Genomic DNA, 23,146 nt, shown 5'->3' on the forward strand with positions numbered 1-23,146 from the left:
GCCTCACGGTTGCGTGGGTGCGGTCAGGGCGACGCGTGTCGAGACACCGCGCGGCGGCAACCGAGAGGCAGGGTCCTGCACAGCCCGGACAGAAGGAAGGGCTCTGTACCGGAGGACGGCTCGGACGCCGAGGTCGCACGCCACGCACACACCTCACGTGTGTGACGCGGTGACTCAGGACCTCAGACGAGCAACGTCCTTCTCCGATCGACGGCAACAGAACCGTTTCGAACGGTACGAGGGGGCTCGGAGGGTGTCAACGCGATTGATGCGCGGCGCTCCTTCGCGGCCGGGGCCGGGCCGCTCACCAACGTGTCGGATTTCTGCCAGCCGACGCCCCCGTCCGGCTGGTTGAGTAGCCCGCATGACGCACTCAAGCACCCTCCGCGACCGCGCCCTGGCCTTCCGCTCCCTGCACGTCCCGGGACGTCCGCTCGTCCTGCCGAACGCCTGGGACGCGATGAGCGCACGGCTCGCCGAGGACGCCGGCGCCGCCGCCGTCGCGACCACCAGCGCCGGGCTCGCCTGGGCCGTCGGGGTGGCGGACGGCGACCACCTGGACCGGGGGCGCGCGCTGGACGCCCTCGCGCGGATCACCGCGGCGGTCCGCGTCCCGGTCAGCGCCGACATCGAGAGCGGCTACGCCGAGGACCCGGCGGGGGTCGCCGACACCGTCCGCGCGGTGCTCGCGGCGGGAGCGGTGGGCGTCAACATCGAGGACGCGCTCCAGGAGGCGGGCGCCGGTCCGCTGCGGCCGGTCGCGGAGCAGGCCGAGCGCATCGCCGCAGCCCGCGAGGCCGCCGACAAGGAGGGCGTGCCGCTGTACGTGAACGCCCGCGTCGACACTTTCCTGCGGGGCGCCGGGGGAGTGGACCTCACCCTGGAGCGGGCCGCCGCCTACCGGGCCGCGGGCGCCGACGGGATCTTCGTCCCCGGAGTCGTCGACCCCGGAACGGTCAAGGCGCTGGCGGACGGCACCGACGCGCCGCTCAACGTGATGGCGGGTCCCGGCGCGCCCGCGGTCCCCGTCCTCGCCGGGCTCGGTGTGGCCCGGGTGAGCGCGGGCCCCGCCCTCGCCCAGGCCGCCTACGCGGTGGCCCGCCGCGCCGCGCGCGAACTGCTGGACACGGGAACGTACGGCGCCCTCGCCGGCGGCCTCGACTACGGCGAGCTCAACACCCTCCTGACGCAGGGGCGTTGAGTCAGCCCGCCTCCCGCAGCAGGTCGGCCAGGTCCTGGTCGAGGTCGCGCTGGCGGTGCTCCGCGCCGACCGGGACCAGGTCGGTCGTCGCCCGGAGGAAGCGGCGTATCTCCCCCGAGCGCACATGCACGACGGCCGTGCCCTCGGGGGAGTGGAACTCCAGGACGGTGCGGTCGTACCCGTACGGCCGCACCCGTACGTCGCCGTGTCCCTCGGGGGCGTCCAGTCCGGCCATGAGCAGTTCGCGCGCGAAGGTCCAGCGGACCTCGACCCCCTCCAGCGTCGACGGCGCCGGGAAGGACATCCGCACGGCGAACGGGTCGAGCCGGTCGTAGAACAGCGTGGCGGGGATGGTCGGCATACGCGGCGCGGCGGCGACGAGACGGGCCTCCACGGTCTGCTCGATGGCGGTGGACAACACCTTGCTCCCTTGTGACGGCTGCACGAACTTCCGGGCGTATCAGGCCTGGTACCCGAAGAGACGAGGGAACCGTCCGCTCCGTGCACAGGAACGCCCACGAATACAGGTGACCTCTGTCACCGGACCCATGCCTGGCGAAGAGTGGCGATTCCGCGCCCGTGTCCGGCGGTCGGAGCCGGCCCGCACCCTGGACGGCGACGGGGGAGTGGGCTAGCTTCCCCCGCCATGAGGCGCTTGGGGAGCACGCGACGCTGGGGACGTACGAGTCGGGTGGTGGCCGCCGGGGTGGCCTGCGCGGCGGCACTCGCCGGGCTGACGGCCACTCCGGCCGAGGCACGGACGCTGGAGCCGGGGGCGCGGAGCGGCCAACTCGGCACGGTGCATTGGCAGCTCAAGGACACCGGCACCCCCGAGGTCCGCTTCCGCGGGCTGGCCGCCGTCGACCGCGACACCGCGTGGCTGGCCGGCACCGCGGGCACCGTCCTGCGGACCACGGACGGCGGGGCGAGCTGGCGAAACGTCTCGCCGCCCGGCGCCGCCGGCCTGCAGTTCCGGGACGTGGAGACCTTCGACGCGCGGCGCGCCGTGGTGCTGGCCATCGGCGAGGGCGAACAGTCCCGCGTCTACCGCACCGAGGACGGCGGCACGACCTGGACCGAGTCCTTCCGCAACACCGACCCGCGCGCCTTCTACGACTGCCTCGCCTTCTTCGACCACCGCCACGGCCTCGCCATGAGCGACCCGGTGGACGGCAGGTTCCGCATCCTGTCCACCCGGGACGGCGGCCGCTCCTGGCGGGTGCTGCCCGCCGACGGCATGCCGCCCGCCCTGGAGGGCGAGGCCGGGTTCGCCGCGAGCGGCCAGTGCCTGGTCGCCTCCGGCCCGAAGGACGTCTGGCTCGCCACCGGCGGCGCGGCCCGCGCGCGGGTGCTGCACTCCGGCGACCGCGGACGGACCTGGACCGCCGCCGACACCCCGGTCCCGGCCGGAGACCCGGCCCGCGGCGTCTTCGCGCTCGCCTTCCGTGACCGCACCCACGGCCTCGCGGTCGGCGGCGACTTCCGCGCCGACCAGCCCTCACCCCTCGCGGCGGCGCTCACCCCGGACGGCGGCCGCACCTGGCGCCCCGCCGCCGCGGCGCCGCCGGCCTACCGCTCCGGCGCCGCATGGCTCCCGCACAGCCGGACCGCCGCCCTCGCCGTCGGTCCGACCGGCACCGATCTGACGACCGACGCGGGCCGCACCTGGCGCACGGTCGACACCGGCTCGTACGACACCGTGTCCTGCACCCACGACCTGAGCTGCTGGGCGGCCGGCGAGAAGGGGCGCGCGGCCCGGCTGGAGCCCTGACGTAGCGCTGGGCGTCGCGGGTACCCGGTCACCGCGGACGAAAGGAAGTGAGCGGTGATACGACGTGGTTCCAGCCCCAAGCGGGAACGGCAGTACGAACACATCAAGGAGAGCGAGCGGGACCGGGGCGAGGGCGAGGCCCGCGCCGAGGAGATCGCCGCCCGGACGGCGAACAAGGAACGCGCCCGCTCCGGCGAGTCCAAGACCGCGAGCCGCACCTCCACCCAGGACATGTCCTCGGGCGAGCGCGGCGGCAAGCGGTCGCACCGGGGCGCCCAGGGGCCGACGTACGACCCGCTCTACGAGGAGGCCAAGCAGCGCAACATCCACGGCCGCTCGGACATGAACAAGGAGCAGTTGAAGCGCGCGCTGGGCGGCAGGAGGAGCTGACCGCGAGCCGCGACGGTCGCGGCCTCGGGCTCAGCCCAGCGCTTCCCGGTGGCGGGCCAGCTCCGGAGCCGTCTTCGTGGCGGTGAACTCCGTGATGCGGTACGCGCACACCCCGGCGGCGACGAACGGGTCGCCCGCGACGATCTCCTCGATGCGGGCGCGGTCCTCGGCGACGGCCAGGATCACCCCGCCGTCACGGGGGTTCTTGCGCCCGGACGCGAGGAACGCCCCTTTCTCGTACTGCTCGTCGAGCCAGGCCACATGCGCCGGCAGCGCGGCGTCCACGGCGTCGAGCGGTGCGGTGTACGTCAACTCCAGTACGAACATGATCGCGACCCTATCCTGGGGCACGCGCGCGTGGCCGGGGTCGTACAGTCGTGCGCATCATGGCGACCGTGAGCGTTCCCCCGGACTGGCCCACGACCGAGGCACAGGCCCGTGCCGTCCAGGACGAGCTGCGCGGGCGCGTGGTGCTCGACGAGCCGGGCCCGCCGCCCGGGACCGGCCACGTCACGGGCGTGGACGTGGCCTACGACGACGAGCGGGACGTGGTCGCCGCGGCGGCCGTCGTGCTGGACGCGGCGACGCTGGAGGTCGTCGCCGAGGCCACGGCCATCGGGCACGTTCCGTTCCCGTACGTCCCGGGGCTGCTCGCCTTCCGCGAGATCCCGACCGTGCTGGCCGCCCTCGACGCCCTGCCGTGCGCGCCCGGCCTGGTCGTGTGCGACGGCTACGGCCTCGCCCACCCGCGCCGCTTCGGCCTCGCCTGCCACCTGGGCGTGCTCACCGGACTGCCCACGATCGGCGTCGCCAAGAGCCCGTTCACCTTCACGTACAAGGAACCGGCCCCCGCGCGCGGGAGCGCCACCCCGCTCTTCGCCGGCAGCGAGGAGGTCGGCCGCGCCCTGCGCACCCAGGACGCGGTCAAACCGGTCTTCGTCTCCGTCGGCCATCGGGTGAGCCTGGCCGGCGCATGCGCCCACACGCTGGCCCTCACGCCGGAGTTCCGGCTCCCGGAGACGACACGCAGGGCGGACACGCTGTGCCGCAGGGCGCTGCGTGAGGCCGTGCGGTCCGGCGTCTCCGGGAACGGGGGCTAGAAGGCCGCCGCCACCCGGAAGGTGATCCCGGCCTCGCGCAGTCGCTCGGTCAGCGCGTTGCCCATGGCCGCCGCCGTGGTGACCTGGCCGGCCGTCGGGGGCAGCTGTGCCGCAGGGCGCTGCGTGAGGCCGTGCGGTCCGGCGTCTCCGGGAGCGGGGGCTAGAAGGCCGCCGCCACCCGGAAGGTGATCCCGGCCTCGCGCAGTCGCTCGGTCAGCGCGTTGCCCATGGCCGCCGCCGTGGTGACCTGGCCGGCCGTCGGGGGCAGGTCGTCGAAGGCCAGGGAGAGGGCCGCCTCGGCGAACATCTTCGCCGTCTCGCCGTAGCCCGGGTCGCCGCCCGCGACCTCGGTGAAGACGCGCCGCCCGCCGCCCTCGCCGACGAAGCGCACCTTGAACCAGCTCTTCGCGCGCTTCTCGGCACTCGGCCCCTCGCCCGGCTGGAGCCGGCCGGACAGCCAGCGCCGGGCGGGCGGGATCTGGGCCGCCGCGGCGACCGCGCCCACCGCGGCCACGCCGCCGAGGGCGACGGGCAGACGGCGCACCGCCGCGTAGTGCCGGTAGCGGAAGTCGGGGCCATAGCGGTCCAGGGCCTTCGCCGAGCGCCGCACGATCTGCGCGTCGATGGTCGGCAGCGGCAGCGCCCAGGCACCGACCTCCTTGGCGAACCGGGGCGCTCCGGTCGGCGCGGACGCCCGGCGGCCCATCAGCCGCGGCTCATGGCGGCCGCGGTCCCGCGCGGCGGCCAGCATCTGCCGCCCGCGCGCGAGCTGGTTGAGCGCGGACGAGAGGGTCCCGCCGGAGAAGGCCGCGTCGGCGGTCACATAGCCGTCCACGGTCAGCGGCACGCCCTCGGGCAGCTGCTGGACGGTGAAGTACGCGCCCAGGTCGTGCGGCACCGAGTCGAAACCGCAGGCGTGCACCAGCCGGGCGCCGGTCTCGCGCGCGCGGGCGTCGTGGCGGACGTACATGAGGTCCACGAACTCGGGCTCGCCGGTGAGGTCGAGATAGTCCGTCCCCAAATCCGCGCAGGCGGCGACGAGTTCCTCGCCGTAGCGGACGTACGGGCCCACGGTCGACGCCACCACGCGCGCGTGCCCGGCGAGACGGCGCAGCGAGGCGGGGTCGGAGACGTCGGCCGTCAGGACGCCGATCTCCGCCCCGCGCGGCAGCCGCCCGGTCAGCGCGCGCAGCTTCGCCTCGTCGCGGCCGGCGACCGCCCAGCGCAGTTCCCCGGGCGCGTGCGCGGCCAGGTACTCCGCGGTGAGCGTTCCGACGAAGCCCGTGGCTCCGAAGAGCACGATGTCGTACGGACGGTCCGTCGTGTTCAGCCTGCTCATGACACCCCTCGCTCGTACGGCGCTCGTCACCTGCCCCGCGCCGCTGTCGGTGGCCGAGGCTAGCGTGGACGGTGCTGGGCGTGCTGCCCGGCCCGTCGGACTGCCCCGCCCGACGGGCCGGGCAGTCCGACTCGGGGTAATTTGCTAAGCGCTTGCTCTCTCAGGGGCTTGTGCCCAGTGGAACACGTTCTTAGCATCATCGGTGTTACATCAGTTGTGTCACATGACTGGGGGCGGCATGACAGCGGCATCGACGCCGACGCAGGGACCGGGGCCGCTCAGCGGCGTGCGCGTGGTCGAGCTGGCCGGCATCGGGCCCGGCCCGTTCGCCGCCATGCTCCTGGCCGACCTGGGCGCCGACGTCGTCCGGGTGGACCGGCCGGGCGGCGGCGGGCTCGCGATCGACCCTCGGTCCGACATCACCAACCGCAACAAGCGCTCGGTGGTCGTCGACCTGAAGGCTCCGGACGGCCCGGCCCGCGTCCTCGACCTGGCCGAACGCGCCGACATCCTCATCGAGGGCTACCGCCCCGGCGTCGCCGAACGCCTCGGCGTCGGCCCCGACGCCTGCCACGCCCGCAACCCCCGCCTGGTCTACGGCCGGATGACCGGCTGGGGCCAGGAGGGTCCCCTCGCCGACCGGGCCGGTCACGACATCGGGTACATCGCCGTCACCGGCACCCTCGGCCTGATCGGCAGGCCGGACGAGCCCCCGGCCATCCCCGCCAACCTGGTCGGCGACTACGCGGGCGGCTCGCTCTACCTGGTCGTCGGCGTCCTCGCCGCCCTCCACCACGCCCACGCGACCGGCACCGGACAGGTCGTCGATGCCGCCATCGTCGACGGCGCCGCCCACCTCGCCTCGATGATCCACGGCATGCTGGCCGCCGGCGCCTGGCAGGACCGCCGCGGCGTCAACCTCCTCGACGGCGGCTGCCCGTACTACGGCACCTACGAGACCGCCGACGGCCGGTACATGGCGGTCGGTGCCCTGGAGCCCCAGTTCTACGCCGAGTTCCTGCGCCTGCTCGGCCTCGGCGACCTCGCCTCCGCCCACACCGACTGGGCCCGCTGGGGCGACCTGCGCGAGCGGGTCGCCGCCCGCTTCAAATCCCGGACCCGGGACGAGTGGACGGCCGTCTTCGAGGACTCCGACGCCTGTGTGGCGCCCGTACTGTCGCTGCGCGAGGCCCCCGGCCACCCGCACCTCGACGCCCGCGGCACGTTCACCGAGCACGGCGGCATCGTCCAGCCCGCGCCCGCCCCGCGCTTCTCCGCGACCCCCACCGCCGTGCGCACCGGCCCCGCCCTGCCCGGCGCCGGCACGGCGGACGTCGCCCGCGACTGGGACGTACCCGGGCTGCTGCCGCACCCCGACGAGGAGGGCGACCGATGACCCCCTTCCTCGACGGCCCGAAGGGTTACGTCCGTGCGCGCGTCGCCGCCTTCCGGCGAGCGGCCGGGGCGAGCATGCTGGACGTCACCCCCCTCCTCCCCGTCGGCAACCCCCTCGGTCACCTCGTCGACTCTCCCGCTGAAAACCCTCGTTGAAAGGCTTGTCAGTGAGCACCGAAGCGTACGTGTACGACGCGATCCGCACCCCGCGCGGCCGCGGCAAGGCGAATGGCGCCCTGCACGGCACCAAGCCCATCGACCTGGTCGTCGGCCTCATCCACGAGCTCCGCGACCGGTTCCCGACCCTGGACCCGGCCGCCATCGACGACATCGTGCTCGGCGTCGTCGGTCCCGTCGGCGACCAGGGCTCCGACATCGCCCGGATCGCGGCGGTCGCCGCCGGACTGCCGGACACGGTCGCCGGCGTCCAGGAGAACCGCTTCTGCGCCTCCGGTCTGGAGGCCGTCAACATGGCCGCCGCCAAGGTCCGTTCGGGCTGGGAGGACCTCGTCCTCGCCGGCGGTGTCGAGTCGATGTCCCGGGTGCCGATGGCCTCGGACGGCGGTGCCTGGTTCAACGACCCCATGACGAACCTGGACACCAACTTCGCCCCGCAGGGCATCGGCGCCGACCTCATCGCCACCATCGGCGGCTTCACGCGCCGGGACGTCGACGAGTACGCGGCGCTCTCGCAGGAGCGCGCGGCCACCGCCTGGAAGGAGGGCCGCTTCGAGCGCTCCGTCGTCCCGGTGAAGGACCGCAACGGCCTCGTCGTCCTCGACCACGACGAGCACATGCGCCCCGGCACCACCGCCGACTCGCTCGCCAAGCTGAAGGCCTCGTTCGCCGACATCGGCGAGCTCGGTGGCTTCGACGCCGTGGCCCTGCAGGAGTACCACTGGGTGGAGAAGATCGACCACGTCCACCACGCGGGCAACTCCTCCGGCATCGTCGACGGCGCCTCCCTCGTCGCGATCGGCTCCAAGGAGGTCGGCGAGCGCTACGGCCTCACCCCGCGCGCGCGGATCGTCTCCGCGGCCGTCTCCGGCTCCGAGCCCACGATCATGCTCACCGGTCCCGCCCCCGCCACCCGCAAGGCGCTCGCCAAGGCAGGGCTGACCATCGACGACATCGACCTCGTCGAGATCAACGAGGCGTTCGCGGCGGTCGTGCTGCGGTTCGTCGAGGAGATGGGCCTGTCCCTGGACAAGGTCAACGTCAACGGCGGCGCCATCGCGCTCGGCCACCCGCTCGGCGCCACCGGCGCGATGATCCTCGGCACGCTGGTCGACGAACTGGAGCGCCAGGACAAGCGCTACGGCCTCGTCACGCTGTGCGTGGGCGGCGGCATGGGCGTCGCCACCATCATCGAGCGCATCTGAACTCCCCGCGGAACCAAGAGACTCCAGACCGCAGACTTCGACGGAGACGACTGTCATGACCGAGAGCACCACCATCCGCTGGGAACAGGACGACACCGGCGTCGTCACCCTCGTCCTCGACGACCCGGGCCAGTCCGCGAACACCATGAACAAGGCGTTCCGCGACTCCCTCGCCGCGATCACCGACCGCCTGGAGGCCGAGATCCAGGCCGACCCGGACTCCGTCCGCGGCATCATCTTCACGTCCGCGAAGAAGACCTTCTTCGCGGGCGGCGACCTGCGCGACCTGATCCGGGTCACCCCCGAGACCGCCCAGGAGCTCTTCGACGGCGGCCTCGCCATCAAGCGCAACCTGCGCCGCATCGAGACCCTCGGCAAGCCCGTCGTCGCCGCGATCAACGGCGCCGCCCTGGGCGGCGGCTTCGAGCTCGCCCTCGCCTGCCACCACCGCGTCGCCCTCGACACCTCCGGCACCAAGATCGGCTGCCCCGAGGTCACCCTCGGCCTGCTCCCCGGAGGCGGCGGCGTCGTCCGTACCGTCCGCCTGCTCGGCATCGCCGACGCGCTGCTGAAGGTGCTCATCCAGGGCACGCAGTACAACGCGCGGCGCGCCCAGGAGAACGGCCTCGTCCACGAGGTCGCCGCCACGCCCGAGGAACTGATCGAGAAGGCGCGCGCCTTCATCGACGCCAACCCCGAGTCGCAGCAGCCCTGGGACAAGCCGGGCTACAAGATCCCCGGCGGTACGCCCGCCAACCCCAAGTTCGCGGCCAACCTGCCCGCCTTCCCGGCCAACCTGCGCAAGCAGACGAACGGCGCCCCCTACCCGGCCCCGCGCAACATCCTCGCGGCCGCCGTCGAGGGCGCGCAGGTCGACTTCGAGACCGCCCAGGTCATCGAGGCCCGCTACTTCGTGGAGCTGGCCGCCGGCCAGACCTCGAAGAACATGATCCAGGCCTTCTTCTTCGACCTCCAGGCCGTCAACTCCGGCGCCAACCGCCCCCAGGGCATCGAGCCGCGCAAGGTCACCAAGGTCGCCGTCCTCGGCGCCGGCATGATGGGCGCCGGCATCGCCTACTCGTGCGCCCGCGCGGGCATCGACGTCGTCCTGAAGGACGTCTCGCTGGAGTCGGCCGTCAAGGGCAAGGGCTACTCCGAGAAGCTGTGCGCCAAGGCCGTCTCCCGGGGCCGTACGACCCAGGAGAAGGCGGACGCGCTGCTCGCGCGCATCACGCCCACCGCGGACGTGCAGGACCTCGCGGGCTGCGACGCGGTCATCGAGGCCGTCTTCGAGGACACGTCGCTCAAGCACAAGGTGTTCCAGGAGATCGAGGCCGTCGTCGCCCCGGACGCGCTGCTGTGCTCCAACACCTCCACGCTGCCCATCACCGTCCTCGCCGAGGGCGTGGAGCGCCAGGCCGACTTCATCGGGCTGCACTTCTTCTCGCCCGTCGACAAGATGCCGCTCGTCGAAATCATCAAGGGCGAGCGCACCGGCGACGAGGCCCTCGCCCGCGCCTTCGACCTGGTCCGGCAGATCAACAAGACGCCGATCGTCGTCAACGACTCGCGCGGCTTCTTCACCTCGCGGGTCATCGGCCAGTTCATCAACGAGGGCGTCGCCATGGTCGGCGAGGGCATCGAGCCCGCCTCGGTCGAGCAGGCGGCCGCCCAGGCCGGCTACCCGGCCAAGGTGCTCTCCCTCATGGACGAGCTGACGCTCACCCTCCCGCGCAAGATCCGCAACGAGTCGAAGCGCGCCGTCGAGGAGGCGGGCGGCACCTGGGCCACGCACCCGGCCGAGGCCGTCATCGACCGCATGGTCGACGAGTTCGAGCGCCCCGGCCGCAGCGGCGGCGCCGGCTTCTACGAGTACGACGAGTCCGGCAAGCGCGCCGGACTGTGGCCGGGGCTGCGGGAGCACTTCACCAAGCCCGGCTACGAGATCCCGTTCCGGGACATGCAGGAGCGGATGCTCTTCTCCGAGTCGATCGACACCGTCCGGCTCCTCGAAGAGGGCGTGCTGACGTCCGTCGCCGACGCGAACATCGGCTCCATCTTCGGCATCGGATTCCCGGGCTGGACCGGCGGCATCCTGCAGTACATCAACGGCTACGAGGGCGGCCTGCCCGGATTCGTGGCCCGCGCGCGTGAGCTCGCCGAGCGCTACGGCGAGCGCTTCGAGCCGCCCGCGCTGCTCGTCGAGAAGGCGGAGAAGGGCGAGACCTTCACGGACGCGCGCTGAGCACGGTGCGCTGACAGGTCCCGCGCGCGGTGAGCGCAACGGTGCCCCGTACAGGAACCGATCCTGTACGGGGCACCGTCACGCGCGCGGGCCTGCGCGCGCGGGGTCAGGCGGAGCCGCCCGCCTCCTCATCCTTGAGCCACTCCCGCAGCTCCTCGCGCAGGGACCGCTGGAACGCGGTCAGAAGGGCCTGCACCACCAGGGGCTGCATATGGACGGACAGCGACTTCACGTCCTGCGTGTCCCGCTCGGCCACCTCGCCGCGCAGGAGCTGCGTCAGCTCCTGCGCCGCCGCGCGCGAGTGCTCCAGCAGCGCGGTGCGGGCCGCCAGGATCGCCTCCTGGGACAGGGGTACGTCGAGCAGCTGAACGCCGAGCCGCAGCAGAGCGGTGTCGACGCGGTAGGCGCCGTCCTCCTCGCCGATCACGTCCATCGCCACGAGGCGGGCCAGATCCTCCTCACTCAGCCGGCGTCCGGCCCGCCGCGCCAGCTCCTGCCCGCTCACGGTCTCGACCGCCTCCGGCGCCCACGAGGACACCACGGCCCGGTGCACGGCCAGGTCGTGCTCGGTCAGGTCCGGCGGCAGCTGCCGCAGATACCGCTCGATCGCCGCGAGCGTCATGCCCTGGTGCTGGAGCTCCTCGATCAGCGCGAGGCGCGCGACATGCTCACGGCCGTAGTGGCCCACCCGGCGCGGACCGATCACCGGCGGCGGCAGCAGGCCCTTGGTGCTGTAGAAGCGGACCGTGCGCACCGTCACGCCCGTGCGGGCGGCCAGCTCGTCGATCGTGAGGGTCGGCTCCTCGGTGTCGGTCGTCATGTGCAGCAGTATCGCTGTCTCACCGGTGCTGTGAAACCTCGCGTGAACCGCCCGTTACGAGTGTGAGAAGCGCCGCTCTGTGATGTATGCCACCGCAAATTTCGTGATCTCTCTGAGAGACTGCCGCTTCGGTCTGCGCCGTGACACGAACACGATGCGGACCTGGTCAGGAACGGACACCTTGGGCCCACGAGGCCCGGGGGCACCAAGAGAGTGGAACCACCCGTGAGCAAGGACGTCGTGGAGGCGGCAGCGGTTGCCGCCCATCCCCAGACGACCGGATCGCCCGCGGACGCGGGCGACGCCGGTTACAGCAAGGACCTCAAGGCCCGGCACGTCAACATGATCGCCATCGGCGGTGCCATCGGTACCGGCCTCCTCCTGGGAGCCGGCGGCCGACTGCACGATGCCGGCCCGGCGCTCGCTCTGGCCTACCTGGTCTGCGGCGTCTTCGCCTTCTTCGTCGTGCGCGCACTCGGCGAGCTGGTTCTCTACCGCCCCTCGTCGGGGTCCTTCGTGTCGTACGCGCGCGAGTTCCTCGGTGAGAAGGGCGCCTACGTCGCCGGCTGGATGTACTTCCTGAACTGGTCGACGACCGGTATCGCCGACATCACCGCGATCGCGCTGTACACGCACTACTGGAGCATGTTCACCAGCATCCCGCAGTGGGTGCTCGCGCTGATCGCCCTCGCGGTGGTCCTCGCCGTGAACCTGATCTCGGTGAAGATCTTCGGCGAGATGGAATTCTGGTTCGCGATCGTCAAGGTCGCCACCATCGTCGGCTTCATGGCGATCGGCATCTTCCTGCTGGCCACCCAGCACAAGGTCGGCGGGAGCACCCCAGGGCTCGACGTGATCAGTCAGCATGGCGGCCTGTTCCCGCACGGTGTGCTGCCGGTGGTCCTGGTCATGCAGGGCGTCATCTTCGCCTACGCCGCGCTGGAACTGGTCGGCGTCGCGGCCGGCGAGACCGCCGAGCCGCAGAAGGTCGTCCCGCGCGCGGTGAACTCGATCATGTGGCGCGTGGGCCTCTTCTACGTCGGCTCGGTCGTGCTGCTCGCCCTGCTGCTGCCCAGCTCGATCTACAAGTCCGGCGAGAGCCCGTTCGTGACGGTCCTCTCCCAGATCGGCATCCCGGCCGCCGGTGACGTGATGAACCTGGTCGTGCTGACCGCCGCCATGTCGTCGCTGAACTCCGGCCTGTACTCCACCGGCCGCATCCTGCGCTCCATGGCGATGGCGGGCTCGGCGCCCAAGTTCACCGCTCGGATGAACCGCAGCCAGGTGCCCTACGGCGGCATCCTGCTGACCTGCGGGGTGTGTGTGCTCGGCGTCGGCCTGAACTACCTGATGCCCGCCCAGGCCTTCGAGATCGTGCTGGAGATCGCCTCCCTCGGCATCATCAGCACCTGGGTGATCATCATGCTCTGCCACATGATCTTCGTCCGGCGAGCCAAGCAGGGCCTGGTCACCCGGCCGAAGTTCCAGCTGAAGGGCAGCCCCGTCACGGAGATCGTGACGATCGTCTTCCTGCTGTTCTGCCTCGGCATGATGTGGAACGACCCCGAGGTCGGCCGCAAGACCCTCCTGCTCATCCCACTGATCGCCGTCGCACTGATCGTCGGCTGGTTCGGGGTGCGCCGCCGGGTGGCCCAGAAGGCCGACCAGGAGCTGGGCGAGCTCACGAAGTAGCAGGTCAACAGCCACTGTCAGTGGCAGCGCCTACGGTGGCGTCATGTCGGATATCGCGTATGTCCGGGGTGACGCCACCGCGCCGTTGGGGCCCGGCGCCAAGGTGATCGCCCATGTCTGCAACGACGCGGGGGGCTGGGGGAAGGGCTTCGTCCTGGCGCTGTCGCGGCGCTGGCCCGGGCCCGAGGCGGCGTACCGCGCATGGCACCGCGACCGCGCCACGAGTGACTTCGGGCTGGGGGCCGTCCGGATGGTGCCCGTCGAGCCGGCCCTGTGGGTGGCCAACATGATCGGCCAGCGGGGGATACGGGGGGCGGGCAGGAGCGCGCCGGTCCGCTACGAGGCCATCGACACGGCGCTCGGGCGGCTGGCCGACCAAGTGATCGAACTCGGTGCGGCCGTGCACATGCCCCGCATAGGCTGTGGGCTCGCGGGCGGAACGTGGTCCCGGATCGAGCCGCTGATCACGGAGCGGCTGGTGAGCCGGGGCATAGCCGTGACCGTGTACGACCATGGCAAGGCCGGGGACGCGCGGCGCGCTTGATCCGCCGGCCGGGGAGGGCGGGGAGTGAGCGGCGAGTTCGACGTCCGGACCGGGCGCGGGAGCGCGAGAAGGCCCGAGGAGTTCGACGTCCTGGTGCTGGGCGGTGCCGGGGTGGACACCATCGTGTACGTCCCCGAGCTGCCGCTCCCGTACGCGGACAGCTATCACATCGACTCCGGGATCCGTACCAGGGCCGGTCAGACCGGTGACTTCGTCGCCCTGGGCCTGAGCGCCCTCGGCCTGCGCACCCACCACCTCGACCTGCTCGGCGACGACCCCGAGGGCGACCTGGTCCGCGCCCTGCACCGGGAGCGGGGCATCCCGCTCACCGCCGTTCCGCAGCCCGCGGGCACCAAGCGCGCGGTGAACCTGGTCGGCCCGGACGGACGCCGGCTGTCCCTGTACGACACCAGCCGCGGCCACGCCGACGACCGGCTCCCGGAGCCGGTCCTGCGTGAGCTGGCCGGGGCGAGCCGGCACGTCCACGTCTCCATCAGCCACCCCTGCGCCCACGCCCTGCCCGCCCTGCGCGCGACCGGCGTGACCCTCTCGACCGACCTGCACGACTGGGACGGCGAGAACCCGTACCACGAGCCGTTCGCCCACGCCGCGGATCTCGTCTTCCTGTCGGCCACGGCCCTGGCGGACCCCGAGCGGACCATGCGCCGCATCGCCGAGCGGGGTCGCGCGCGGGCGGTCGTCGTCACCGTCGGCGCCGAAGGCGCGCTCCTCCTGGCCGACGGCACCCTGACCCGCGTCCCGCCGGTCATGCCTCCGGCCCCGGTCATCGACTCCAACGGCGCGGGCGACGCCTTCGCCGCCGCCTTCCTCTACGGCCACCTCACCGGCGAGCCGCTCCACCGCTGCGCCCTGTACGGCACGGTGGCCGGGGCGCACGCCTGCACGATCCCGTCGACGGAGACGGACGCCATCGACCGCGAGCAGCTCCTGGCCCGAGCGGAGGAGCTGGAGGCGTCCCAGCTCCCACTGTGAGCGCCGGGGCGCCAGGGGTTGTGAGCTGCTGCGATGTAACCGTGCACAAGTGCGTTCTGGTGTGGGGGAGCGAGTGCCTGGGCCCGGTGCGTGTCTCTCCTGGCCTGTGGAACGGGGGTTTGTCTGTCGAATGGGTGACCTTTGCGGGTGGTGGTCGTTGGGTGGGGTGGCGGGTTGTTTGGGGGCGGGTGGGGAGGGTGGTTGTCGGTGGGCGGGCTGCGGGAGCTGGCGGCGCCGTTCGTGGTGCCCGGCCCTTCCGGTGTTGCGGTCCGTGACCGGCTCAAGCACCTGAGCGCGGGGGACGAGGAGGTGCTGCGGCTGGTCGGTGACCATCTCGGTGGGCTTGCCTCCCGCGATCTGAAGGCCCGGTGTGCGGCCGGGCCGGACCACGACAGCGATGCGTGGGCGGAGCGCAAGCGTGTGCTTACCGGGGAGTCGTCGTCGCGGTGGGCGGGTTCGATCACGAAGGCCACGCACGATCAGTGGGCTCTGGCCCGGCGTGCCCAGCTCGCGCACATGCAGGGGCTGGAGGCGGGGGTGCGCACGATCGAGCACCGGCTGTCCCTGCCGCTCGGACAGAAGGGCGGCAAGCGGACGCCGGGCGGCTACCGTTCCCGGCGGGAGTGGTTCGCCAAGTCCCGCCGCCTGCACGCCCTCCAGGACCGGCTGCGGGCGGCGCGCGCCGACTGGCGGGCCGGTGTCGTGCACGTGGTGCGCGGCGGGAAACGGCTGCTGCACACCCGCCACCACCTCGATGCGGCAGACCTCACGGAGCCGCGGTGGCGAGAGCGGTGGGAGGCCGCGCGCCGGTTCCTGGCCGCGGACGGCGAGTCGGGGAAGCGGTACGGCAACGAGACCATCCGCGTCACCCCGGACGGTGAGGTGAGCCTGAAACTCCCCGCACCGCTCGCCCACCTGGCGAACGCCCCGCACGGCCGGTACGTGCTGGCCGCGCGGGTGGCGTTCGCGCACCGGGGCGAGCAGTGGCGCGACCGCGTGAGCGCGAACCGGGCCGTGGCCTACCGCATCCACGAGGACGTCGACCGCTCCCGCTGGTACCTCACCGCCTCCTGGACGATCCCGCCCGTTCAGACGGTTCCCCTCGGGGCCGCCCGTGCCAGGGGGCTGATCGGCGTGGACACCAACGCCGATCACCTCGCCGCCTGGCGCCTGGACACCCACGGCAACCCGGTCGGCCGGCCGCTCCGGTTCGACTATGACCTGACGGGCACCGCCGCCCACCGCGACGCCCAGGTCCGCCACGCCCTGATCCGGCTGCTGCACTGGGCCAAACGCCACCATCTCGCGATCGCGGTCGAGGACCTGGACTTCACCGCGGACAAGACCCGCGAGAAGCACGGCAGGCGCAAGAAGTTCCGCCACCTCATCTCCGGCCTGCCCGTGGCAAGGCTGCGCGCCCGGCTCGTCAGCATGGCGGCCGAACTCGGCATCCCCCTGATCGCCGTCGACCCCGCCTACACCTCCCGGTGGGGCGCCCAGCACTGGCAGAAACCCCTCACCGGCAAGAACAGGAAACCCAGCCGTCACGATGCCGCGAGCATCGCGATCGGCAGGCGCGCCCTGGGGCACCCGATCCGGCGACGGACGGCACCGCCCCGTACCCACCAGAGCGATGGGTACGGGCATCGGACCGTCCAGGCCGGTCCGGGCACCCCGGGGCGTGAGGGACCCCGCCCCCGCATTCCCGGACCACGCACACGATGCGTGCAGCCGGACGCGGCGAGAACGCGGGCGACCAGGACACCCAAAACCGTTCGGGATATCCGCAGTGACCAGGCATGGGTCCAAGACCCACTCCTGCTCACTGAATAGGAACGGTACCCCGGGCGTCAGGGGCCGGGGCGAGCCGCCCCGGCCCCGCGGGATCAGCCCCCGTGCACGTCGTTCGTGGCCTCGATCCTCTTCCACGACTTCGGCTGCGCTGGAGCGTCAGCCTGCCGTGCGATCGTGGCGCCCCGGGCCGCGGGCGCGGCCGGCTTCGCCGGCTGGAACAGCCAGGTGTCGAACAGGGTCGACAGGGACTTCCCCGAGACCTGCTCGGCGTACTTCCGGAAGTCCGCCACCGACGCGTTGCCGTAGGCGTGGTCCTGCGGCCAGCCCTTGAGGACGGCGAAGAACGCGTCGTCGCCGATCTCGTCGCGCAGGGCCTGGATCGCCAGGGCACCGCGGTCGTACACGGCGGCGTCGAACTGGTTCTCCGGGCCGGGGTCACCGGGCGCGACCTTCCAGAAGGGGTCGTCGGCGGGGTGGGAGGCGTAGACGTAGTCCGCGAGTTCTTGCGTCGTGCCCTCGCCCTCGTGCTCGGACCACAGCCACTGCGCGTACCGTGCGAAGCCCTCGTTGATCCAGATGTCCTTCCAGCCCTTCAGGGACACGGAGTCGCCGTACCACTGGTGGGCGAGCTCGTGCACGACGACCGACGTGTTGGAGCCGTTCGCGAACTGCTTCGGGCTGTAGAACACCCGGGTCTGTGTCTCCAGCGCGTATCCGGTGGTGGTGTTGGGGACGTAACCACCGGCCGAGCCGAAGGGATACGGCCCGAAGTAGCGCGTCAGCCAGTCGACCAGCTCCCCGGTCCGCTCCACGCTCGCCCGCGCAGCCCCGTCGTTGTCGCCGAGGTCCTTGCTGTAGGCGTTGACGACCGGGATGCCGCCGTCGGACGTGCCGGTCGTGATGTCGAACTTCCCGAGCGCGAGCGTGGCCAGATATGTCGCCTGCGGCTTGTTCTGCCGCCAGTTGTAGCGGGTCCAGCCGAGCCGGGACGTGGTCGACTGGAGCGTGCCGTTGGAGATCGCCTGGGTGCCGTCCGGCACGGCCACCGACACGTCGTACGTGGCCTTGTCGAGCGGGTGGTCGTTACTGGGGAACCACCACCAGGCCGCCTCGGGCTCGTCCGCCGCGACGGCTCCGTCCGGCGTGCGGTGCCAGGTCGAGAATCCGTACGCCTTCTTCGTCGACGGCACCCCGCTGTAGCGGACCACGACCGTGATCGGGGTGCCCTTCGCCAGCGGCGTCTTCGGCGTGATCTGCAGTTCGTGCTCGCCGGAGGTGGCGAACGCGGCCTTGGCGCCGTTGACCCGCACCTCGCTCACGTCCAGCAGGAAGTCCAGGTCGAAGCGGGACAGGTCCTGCGTGGTGCGCGCCTGGATCGTCGCCGTGCCCGCCAGCTCGTCCGTCGCTGGCCGGTACTGCAGCCGCAGGTCGTAGTGGGAGACGTCGTAACCGCCGTTGCCGTAGTACGGGTAGTAGGGGTCGCCGATACCCGGTGCGCCGGGGGTGTGGCTCGCGGCCGACGCCGGGATCGCCAGCAGGAGGGTGGCCGCGGCCAGCGCGCCCGGCGCGATGATTCTGCGGTGCACGAGAACTCCAAGTCGTAGGGGCACGAGGTCAGTTCGGACCCTATTCAGTCCCGGCGCCCCCTGACCTGTCCACGGCACCCGCTGTCACACGATCGCCATTCGGCCGACATGAACCCATCCGGCCCACGGGCCCCTCCCGGTGGGGTCGCGATCCGCGACACCCTCAGATGCCCTCTTCTGCACGGAAGTTGACAGGAGTACCTTCCGCGCATGCCGATTCGTACGCGCAGCACGTTCTGGAGAACGCTCGCGATCGCCGCCGTCGCCGCCCTCGTTGCGGCCTTCCTCGTCCCGGCCGCCGCCCAGGCCGCCCCGCCCCAGGGCCGGAGCGGCCAGGAGAGCAAACCGGTCTTCTCGTACGCGCACGCGATCCGCGAGGCGGTCTGGGTGGACACCGGTCTCGACGGGGACGGCGACGGGCGGACCGACCGGGTCGCCGCGGACATCGTCCGGCCCAGCGAACCCGCCCAGCAGGGCCGCAAGGTCCCCGTCATCATGGACGCCAGCCCGTACTACTCCTGCTGCGGCCGGGGCAACGAGTCGCAGCTGAAGACGTACGACGCGGACGGGAACGTCGTCCAGATGCCGCTGTTCTACGACAACTTCTTCGTTCCCCGCGGCTACGCGTTCGTCGGCGTCGACCTCGCCGGCACCAACCGCTCCAACGGGTGCGTCGACATCGGCGGCCGCTCCGACATCGCCTCCGCGAAGGCCGTCGTCGACTGGCTGAACGGCCGCGCCCGCGCCTACACCAGCCGCACCGGCACCACCACGGTCAAGGCGGGCTGGACCAACGGCAGTACCGGCATGATCGGCAAGAGCTGGGACGGCACCATCGCCAACGGCGTCGCCGCGACCGGCGTCAAGGGCCTGAAGACCATCGTCCCGATCAGCGCGATCTCCTCCTGGTACGACTACTACTTCGCCAAGGGCGCCCCACTGTACGACTCGGGCCCCGACTGGCTGTCCGACTACGTGGAGAGCGACGGCGCCCGCGCGCACTGCGCCGCGATGCAGCGGAAGCTGGTGGACGGCGCCCCGCGCACCGGTGACTGGACCGACCTGTGGACCGAGCGCGACTACGTGAAGGACGCGGACAAGGTCCGTGCCAGCGTGTTCCTCGTGCACGGCATGCAGGACCTCAACGTCCGCACCAAGCACTTCGGCCAGTGGTGGGACGCCCTCGCCGCGCACGGCGTCGAGCGCAAGATCTGGCTCTCCCAGACGGGCCACGTCGACCCCTTCGACTACCGCCGCGCCGCGTGGGTCGACACCCTGCACCGCTGGTTCGACCACGAACTCCTCGGCTACGACAACGGCATCGACCGCGAGCCGATGGCCGACATCGAGCGGCACCCCGACCAGTGGGACACCTCGGCGCTCTGGCCCCCGCGCGGCACCCGGACCACCACGCTCCACCCGGCCCCGGGCACCCAGCCGGGCGTGGGCACCCTCGGCCTGCGCAAAGGCGACGGCACCGAGACGTTCACCGACGACCCGAGCCGCAGCGAGACCGACTGGGCCGCGCACCTCGGCACGTCCACCCCGGAGAAGGCCGGCTTCGTCACCGGTCCCCTCACCCACGACCTGCGGCTGTCCGGCTCCTCCCGGGTCACCGTCACCGCGACGCCGACCACCTCCACGGCCCATCTGACCGCCGTCATCGTCGACGTCGGCCCCGACACCATCCGCGACTACGCCGACGCCGCCGAGGGCATCACCACCCTCACCGACCGCACCTGCTGGGGCGAGAGCACTCCGGGCGACAGCGCCTGCTTCAAGGCGACGAAGGCGAGGACGACGGCGGTCGACGCCACCGTCTTCAGCCGCGGCTGGGCCGACCTCGGCAACCACGCCTCCGACCTCAAGGGCGTCCCGCTCACCCCGGGCAAGCCCTACACCATCACCCTGGACCTCGCGGCCACGGACCACATCGTCCCCAAGGGCCACCGCCTGGCGCTGATCATCGCGGGCACGGACAAGGACCTGATCGATCCGCCGTCCAGCACACCGACGCTCACCCTGGACCTGTCCCGCACGAGCGCCGCGCTCCCGATGACGGGCGGCGCACCCGCCTTCACCCGCGCCACGACGGACACCGGCCGCACCGCCCCCAGGACGACGCCCCTGAACACCATCGACGCCCCGCACACCGCCCACCGCGTGCCGACGACCTGACCGTCCCGCTTCAGGCGGCCGGGTACGCGAGCCCGGCCGCCGCGCGGGCGCAGCCCCAGGCCGTGGTGACTCCGGCGCCGCCGTGGCCGTAGTTGTGGATCAGTACCCGGCCGCCGGGCAGCGGCCGGCGCTCCAGACGTACCGTGTGCCGGGCCGGGCGCAGGCCCACTCGGTGGTCCAGTAACCGTGCCCCGGCGATCTCCGGCCGCACGGCCGCGCACCGCGTGATGATCCCGGCGGCGATCTCGGGATCGGGCTCCGGCGACCACGGCTGGTGCCCGACGCCGCGGTGCGGCCGGGCAGCGCCGGCTCACCCGGCTCACCGCCGCCGACGGCGAGGCGGCCATCGAGATCACCTCTCCGTGCCGGGTGCGCGTCACGGCGTACCGACTCGACCGGTTCTCCCGCACCCGCGCCCAGGAGGTCTTCGACGGCGTACTGGAACCGGGCCACCACCGCGTCCCCCTCGACGCCCGGGCCGTCAAGGGCAAGGCGTACGTCGTGGCCCGCGCCCCGGGGAGCGTGCTGGTCGCGGCGGTGGCCCGCTGAGCGGACCGGCTCGCAGCGCTTAGGATCGGTGGCCTGATGACTGCCACCCTCGTCGCCAAGAACCTCGCCGCCGGCCACGGCGACCGCTCGCTCTTCTCCGGGCTCGACCTCGTCGTCGCCCCCGGGGACGTGATCGGGCTGGTCGGCGCCAACGGCGCGGGCAAGTCCACGCTGCTCAGGCTGCTCGCCGGACTCACCGCACCCGAGCAGGGCGAGCTGCGCCTGTCCCCGCCCACCGCCACCGTCGGCCACCTCCCGCAGGAGCCGGAGCGGCGCCCCGGCGAGAGCGTGCGGGAGTTCCTCGCCCGCCGCACCGGCGTCGCCGAGGCGCAGCGGGTGATGGACGAGGCCACCCAGGCCCTGGTCGACGGGGCACCCGGCGCCGACGACGCGTACGCGACGAGCCTGGAGCGCTGGCTGGACCTCGGCGGCGCCGATCTGGACGAGCGTGCCGAGGAGGTGGCGGACTCCCTCGGCCTGGCCGTGGACCTGGACCAGCCGATGACCTCCCTGTCCGGCGGCCAGGCCGCCCGCGCCGGCCTCGCCTCCCTCCTGCTCTCCCGCTACGACGTCTTCCTGCTCGACGAGCCCACCAACGACCTCGACCTGGACGGCCTGGAGCGCCTCGAACGCTTCGTCACCGGCCTGCGCGCGGGCACCGTCGTCGTCAGCCACGACCGCGAGTTCCTCACCCGCACGGTCACCAAGGTCCTCGAACTCGACCTCGTCCAAGGGCAGATCAACCTCTACGGCGGCGGCTACGAGGCCTACCTGGAGGAGCGCGAGGTGGCCCGCCGGCACGCACGGGACGACTTCGAGGAGTACGCCGACAAGAAGGCCGCCCTCCAGGACCGTGCCCAGACGCAGCGCTCCTGGATGGACAAGGGCGTGAAGAACGCCCGGCGCAAGGCGGGCAACGACAACGACAAGATCGGCCGCAAGTTCCGCAGCGAGGCCAGCGAGAAGCAGGCCGCCAAGGCCCGCCAGACCCAGCGCATGATCGAGCGCCTGGACGTCGTCGAGGAGCCGCGCAAGGAGTGGGAGCTGCGCATGGAGATCGCGTCGGCGCCGCGCTCCGGCGCGGTCGTCGCGACCCTGCGGGACGCCGAGGTGCGGCGCGGCGACTTCACCTTCGGCCCCGTCTCCCTCCAGATCGACTGGGCCGACCGGGTCGCGGTGACCGGCGCCAACGGCGCGGGCAAGTCGACCCTGCTCGGCGCGCTGCTCGGCCGCCTCCCGCTGGACGCGGGGCACGCCGCGCTCGGCTCGGGCGTCCTCGTCGGCGAGGTCGACCAGGCCCGCAAGCTGTTCCACGGCACGGAGGCGCTGCTGGACGCCTTCTGCGCCGCCGTCCCCGAGACCGAGCCGGTCGAGGTACGTACCCTGCTCGCCAAGTTCGGACTCAAGCAGGCCCACGTCCTGCGCCCCGCGGCGACCCTCTCCCCGGGCGAACGCACCCGCGCCGCCCTCGCACTGCTCCAGGGCCGCGGCGTCAACCTGCTCGTCCTCGACGAGCCCACGAACCACCTCGACCTGCCCGCCATCGAACAGCTGGAGTCGGCCCTGGACGCGTACGAGGGCACGCTGCTCCTCGTCACCCACGACCGCCGGATGCTGGACGCGGTCCACGTCACGCGCCGCCTGGAGGTCGCGGACGGCAAGCTCACCGAGCGCTGAGGGCCCGGGCCCGGCGTCTCACAGGGTTCGGCGGCTCACAGCCAGTCGTCGGGCCCCGGATCGTGGCCGCCCGCGGCGAGCGCGAGCCGGTCGACGTAGTGGTCCCAGCCCTCCTGGTGCGCGTCCCGCGCCTCCGGGGTGTCGAGGTCCCGGTGGACCAGACGGAGGAAGGTGCCCTGGACGACCGGCTCCAGGGTGATCTCGACGGTGGTCGAGCCGGACGCGACGGCCGGGCCGCCCTCGGCCCAGCCCCAGGTGAAGACCAGCCGGGTGATCGGCTCGATCTCGACGAAGGTGCCCTCCGCGACGTTCTCCCCGGTGATCCGGGTGCGGAAGGCGCCGCCGGGCTCGAAGTCGAACTCGCCCTCCGTGCCCATCCAGGACAGCCACTTGTCCCGGTCGGTGAAGAAGGCGAACACCGTCTCGGGGCGGGCGGCGATCAGCCGCTCCACGATGACCGTGTCCGTAGTCAATGGTCCGTCCCTTCGGC

General features: G+C 72.4%; 20 protein-coding genes and 2 pseudogenes. 15 read left to right on the forward strand and 7 right to left on the reverse strand.

The annotated features are described in order from the left end of the window. Positions 1–364: 364 nt before the first annotated feature. Positions 365–1,201, forward strand: a complete 837-nt coding sequence (locus QFZ74_RS26860) for an isocitrate lyase/phosphoenolpyruvate mutase family protein (RefSeq protein WP_307623411.1) — start codon at positions 365–367, stop codon at positions 1,199–1,201. A gap of 1 nt (position 1,202) precedes the next feature. Here QFZ74_RS26860 and QFZ74_RS26865 read toward each other — a convergent pair whose 3' ends face one another. Beyond that, positions 1,203–1,619 carry an SsgA family sporulation/cell division regulator gene (locus QFZ74_RS26865; RefSeq protein WP_307623412.1) on the reverse strand — a complete coding sequence of 139 codons (417 nt, stop codon included), beginning with the start codon at positions 1,617–1,619 and terminating at the stop codon, positions 1,203–1,205. Positions 1,620–1,847: 228 nt separating this feature from the next. Here QFZ74_RS26865 and QFZ74_RS26870 point away from each other — a divergent pair, with 228 nt between their 5' ends. Continuing rightward, on the forward strand, positions 1,848–2,972 hold the full coding sequence (locus QFZ74_RS26870; RefSeq protein WP_373462441.1) for a WD40/YVTN/BNR-like repeat-containing protein: 1,125 nt from the start codon (positions 1,848–1,850) through the stop codon (positions 2,970–2,972). A gap of 57 nt (positions 2,973–3,029) precedes the next feature. Further along, positions 3,030–3,362, forward strand: a complete 333-nt coding sequence (locus QFZ74_RS26875) for a plasmid stabilization protein (protein ID WP_307624288.1) — start codon at positions 3,030–3,032, stop codon at positions 3,360–3,362. A gap of 30 nt (positions 3,363–3,392) precedes the next feature. Here QFZ74_RS26875 and QFZ74_RS26880 read toward each other — a convergent pair whose 3' ends face one another. Continuing rightward, positions 3,393–3,689, reverse strand: a complete 297-nt coding sequence (locus QFZ74_RS26880) for a YciI family protein (protein WP_307623414.1) — start codon at positions 3,687–3,689, stop codon at positions 3,393–3,395. Between the two features lie 59 nt (positions 3,690–3,748). Here QFZ74_RS26880 and QFZ74_RS26885 point away from each other — a divergent pair, with 59 nt between their 5' ends. Then, positions 3,749–4,462 (forward strand): endonuclease V, encoded by a 714-nt coding sequence (locus QFZ74_RS26885; RefSeq protein WP_307623415.1) that lies wholly within the window; start codon positions 3,749–3,751, stop codon positions 4,460–4,462. A 160-nt stretch (positions 4,463–4,622) separates the two neighbouring features. Here the strand turns inward: QFZ74_RS26885 and QFZ74_RS26890 are convergent, their stop codons facing one another. Beyond that, a complete protein-coding gene (locus tag QFZ74_RS26890; RefSeq protein WP_307623416.1) occupies positions 4,623–5,801 on the reverse strand; it encodes a trans-acting enoyl reductase family protein in 1,179 nt (392 codons plus the stop codon). A gap of 238 nt (positions 5,802–6,039) precedes the next feature. On the opposite strand from QFZ74_RS26890, the gene QFZ74_RS26895 reads away from it, so the two are divergent. Genes QFZ74_RS26895 through QFZ74_RS26910 form a run of 4 tightly spaced genes read left to right on the forward strand, consistent with a single transcriptional unit; the run spans position 6,040 to position 10,823 of the window. Continuing rightward, a complete protein-coding gene (locus QFZ74_RS26895; RefSeq protein ID WP_307623417.1) occupies positions 6,040–7,197 on the forward strand; it encodes a CaiB/BaiF CoA-transferase family protein in 1,158 nt (385 codons plus the stop codon). Continuing rightward, positions 7,194–7,352: a hypothetical protein gene (locus QFZ74_RS26900; protein WP_307623418.1), complete on the forward strand. Its 159-nt coding sequence runs from the start codon at positions 7,194–7,196 to the stop codon at positions 7,350–7,352. The genes QFZ74_RS26895 and QFZ74_RS26900 overlap by 4 nt, the downstream gene beginning before the upstream one ends. Before the next feature lie 11 nt (positions 7,353–7,363). Next, on the forward strand, positions 7,364–8,578 hold the full coding sequence (locus QFZ74_RS26905) for an acetyl-CoA C-acetyltransferase (protein WP_307623419.1): 1,215 nt from the start codon (positions 7,364–7,366) through the stop codon (positions 8,576–8,578). A gap of 55 nt (positions 8,579–8,633) precedes the next feature. Continuing rightward, the gene (locus QFZ74_RS26910; RefSeq protein WP_307623420.1) at positions 8,634–10,823 is read left to right on the forward strand and encodes a 3-hydroxyacyl-CoA dehydrogenase NAD-binding domain-containing protein; all 2,190 of its coding nucleotides are present in this window, start codon (positions 8,634–8,636) and stop codon (positions 10,821–10,823) included. Between the two features lie 106 nt (positions 10,824–10,929). Here QFZ74_RS26910 and QFZ74_RS26915 read toward each other — a convergent pair whose 3' ends face one another. Beyond that, positions 10,930–11,643 carry a MerR family transcriptional regulator gene (locus QFZ74_RS26915; protein ID WP_307623421.1) on the reverse strand — a complete coding sequence of 238 codons (714 nt, stop codon included), beginning with the start codon at positions 11,641–11,643 and terminating at the stop codon, positions 10,930–10,932. A gap of 225 nt (positions 11,644–11,868) precedes the next feature. Here QFZ74_RS26915 and QFZ74_RS26920 point away from each other — a divergent pair, with 225 nt between their 5' ends. The 4 genes from QFZ74_RS26920 (at position 11,869) to QFZ74_RS26935 (ending at position 16,705) form a co-directional block, all read left to right on the forward strand. After that, on the forward strand, positions 11,869–13,335 hold the full coding sequence (locus tag QFZ74_RS26920; protein ID WP_307623422.1) for an amino acid permease: 1,467 nt from the start codon (positions 11,869–11,871) through the stop codon (positions 13,333–13,335). A 43-nt stretch (positions 13,336–13,378) separates the two neighbouring features. Beyond that, the gene (locus QFZ74_RS26925) at positions 13,379–13,879 is read left to right on the forward strand and encodes a macro domain-containing protein (RefSeq protein ID WP_307623423.1); all 501 of its coding nucleotides are present in this window, start codon (positions 13,379–13,381) and stop codon (positions 13,877–13,879) included. Positions 13,880–13,903: 24 nt separating this feature from the next. Further along, on the forward strand, positions 13,904–14,872 hold the full coding sequence (locus QFZ74_RS26930) for a PfkB family carbohydrate kinase (RefSeq protein ID WP_307623424.1): 969 nt from the start codon (positions 13,904–13,906) through the stop codon (positions 14,870–14,872). 207 nt (positions 14,873–15,079) lie between these two features. Then, positions 15,080–16,705 carry a transposase gene (locus QFZ74_RS26935; RefSeq protein WP_307624289.1) on the forward strand — a complete coding sequence of 542 codons (1,626 nt, stop codon included), beginning with the start codon at positions 15,080–15,082 and terminating at the stop codon, positions 16,703–16,705. 53 nt (positions 16,706–16,758) lie between these two features. On the opposite strand, the gene QFZ74_RS26940 is transcribed toward QFZ74_RS26935, so the two are convergent. After that, positions 16,759–18,252 (reverse strand): M1 family metallopeptidase, encoded by a 1,494-nt coding sequence (locus QFZ74_RS26940; RefSeq protein WP_307623425.1) that lies wholly within the window; start codon positions 18,250–18,252, stop codon positions 16,759–16,761. 210 nt (positions 18,253–18,462) lie between these two features. Between QFZ74_RS26940 and QFZ74_RS26945 the strand changes: the two genes are divergently transcribed. Continuing rightward, on the forward strand, positions 18,463–20,430 hold the full coding sequence (locus QFZ74_RS26945; protein WP_307623426.1) for a Xaa-Pro dipeptidyl-peptidase: 1,968 nt from the start codon (positions 18,463–18,465) through the stop codon (positions 20,428–20,430). A 10-nt stretch (positions 20,431–20,440) separates the two neighbouring features. Here QFZ74_RS26945 and QFZ74_RS26950 read toward each other — a convergent pair. Then, positions 20,441–20,698 (reverse strand): annotated as a pseudogene (locus QFZ74_RS26950) (FAD-dependent oxidoreductase); the annotation flags it as partial. 32 nt (positions 20,699–20,730) lie between these two features. Here QFZ74_RS26950 and QFZ74_RS26955 point away from each other — a divergent pair. Both QFZ74_RS26955 and QFZ74_RS26960 read left to right on the forward strand, forming a co-directional pair. Next, positions 20,731–20,979: pseudogene (locus QFZ74_RS26955) on the forward strand (oxidoreductase); the annotation flags it as partial. A gap of 36 nt (positions 20,980–21,015) precedes the next feature. Continuing rightward, entirely contained in the window at positions 21,016–22,656 is a 1,641-nt protein-coding gene (locus QFZ74_RS26960) for an ABC-F family ATP-binding cassette domain-containing protein (RefSeq protein WP_307623427.1), read from the forward strand. Between the two features lie 35 nt (positions 22,657–22,691). On the opposite strand, the gene QFZ74_RS26965 is transcribed toward QFZ74_RS26960, so the two are convergent. Then, positions 22,692–23,129 (reverse strand): SRPBCC domain-containing protein, encoded by a 438-nt coding sequence (locus tag QFZ74_RS26965; RefSeq protein ID WP_307623428.1) that lies wholly within the window; start codon positions 23,127–23,129, stop codon positions 22,692–22,694. Positions 23,130–23,146: the final 17 nt, after the last annotated feature.

This window comes from Streptomyces sp. V3I7 (genome assembly GCF_030817495.1).
Taxonomy (GTDB): domain Bacteria; phylum Actinomycetota; class Actinomycetes; order Streptomycetales; family Streptomycetaceae; genus Streptomyces.

Bases quoted from the DNA above. Each gene is read 5' to 3' on its own strand.
- QFZ74_RS26925 (WP_307623423.1), top strand. From the start codon at position 13,379: ATGTCGGATATCGCGTATGTCCGGGGTGACGCCACCGCGCCGTTGGGG.
- QFZ74_RS26915 (WP_307623421.1), bottom strand. From the start codon at position 11,643: ATGACGACCGACACCGAGGAGCCGACCCTCACGATCGACGAGCTGGCC.
- QFZ74_RS26895 (WP_307623417.1), top strand. From the start codon at position 6,040: ATGACAGCGGCATCGACGCCGACGCAGGGACCGGGGCCGCTCAGCGGC.
- QFZ74_RS26900 (WP_307623418.1), top strand. From the start codon at position 7,194: ATGACCCCCTTCCTCGACGGCCCGAAGGGTTACGTCCGTGCGCGCGTC.
- QFZ74_RS26880 (WP_307623414.1), bottom strand. From the start codon at position 3,689: ATGTTCGTACTGGAGTTGACGTACACCGCACCGCTCGACGCCGTGGAC.
- QFZ74_RS26860 (WP_307623411.1), top strand. From the start codon at position 365: ATGACGCACTCAAGCACCCTCCGCGACCGCGCCCTGGCCTTCCGCTCC.
- QFZ74_RS26885 (WP_307623415.1), top strand. From the start codon at position 3,749: ATGGCGACCGTGAGCGTTCCCCCGGACTGGCCCACGACCGAGGCACAG.
- QFZ74_RS26945 (WP_307623426.1), top strand. From the start codon at position 18,463: ATGCCGATTCGTACGCGCAGCACGTTCTGGAGAACGCTCGCGATCGCC.
- QFZ74_RS26910 (WP_307623420.1), top strand. From the start codon at position 8,634: ATGACCGAGAGCACCACCATCCGCTGGGAACAGGACGACACCGGCGTC.
- QFZ74_RS26960 (WP_307623427.1), top strand. From the start codon at position 21,016: ATGACTGCCACCCTCGTCGCCAAGAACCTCGCCGCCGGCCACGGCGAC.
- QFZ74_RS26870 (WP_373462441.1), top strand. From the start codon at position 1,848: ATGAGGCGCTTGGGGAGCACGCGACGCTGGGGACGTACGAGTCGGGTG.
- QFZ74_RS26890 (WP_307623416.1), bottom strand. From the start codon at position 5,801: ATGAGCAGGCTGAACACGACGGACCGTCCGTACGACATCGTGCTCTTC.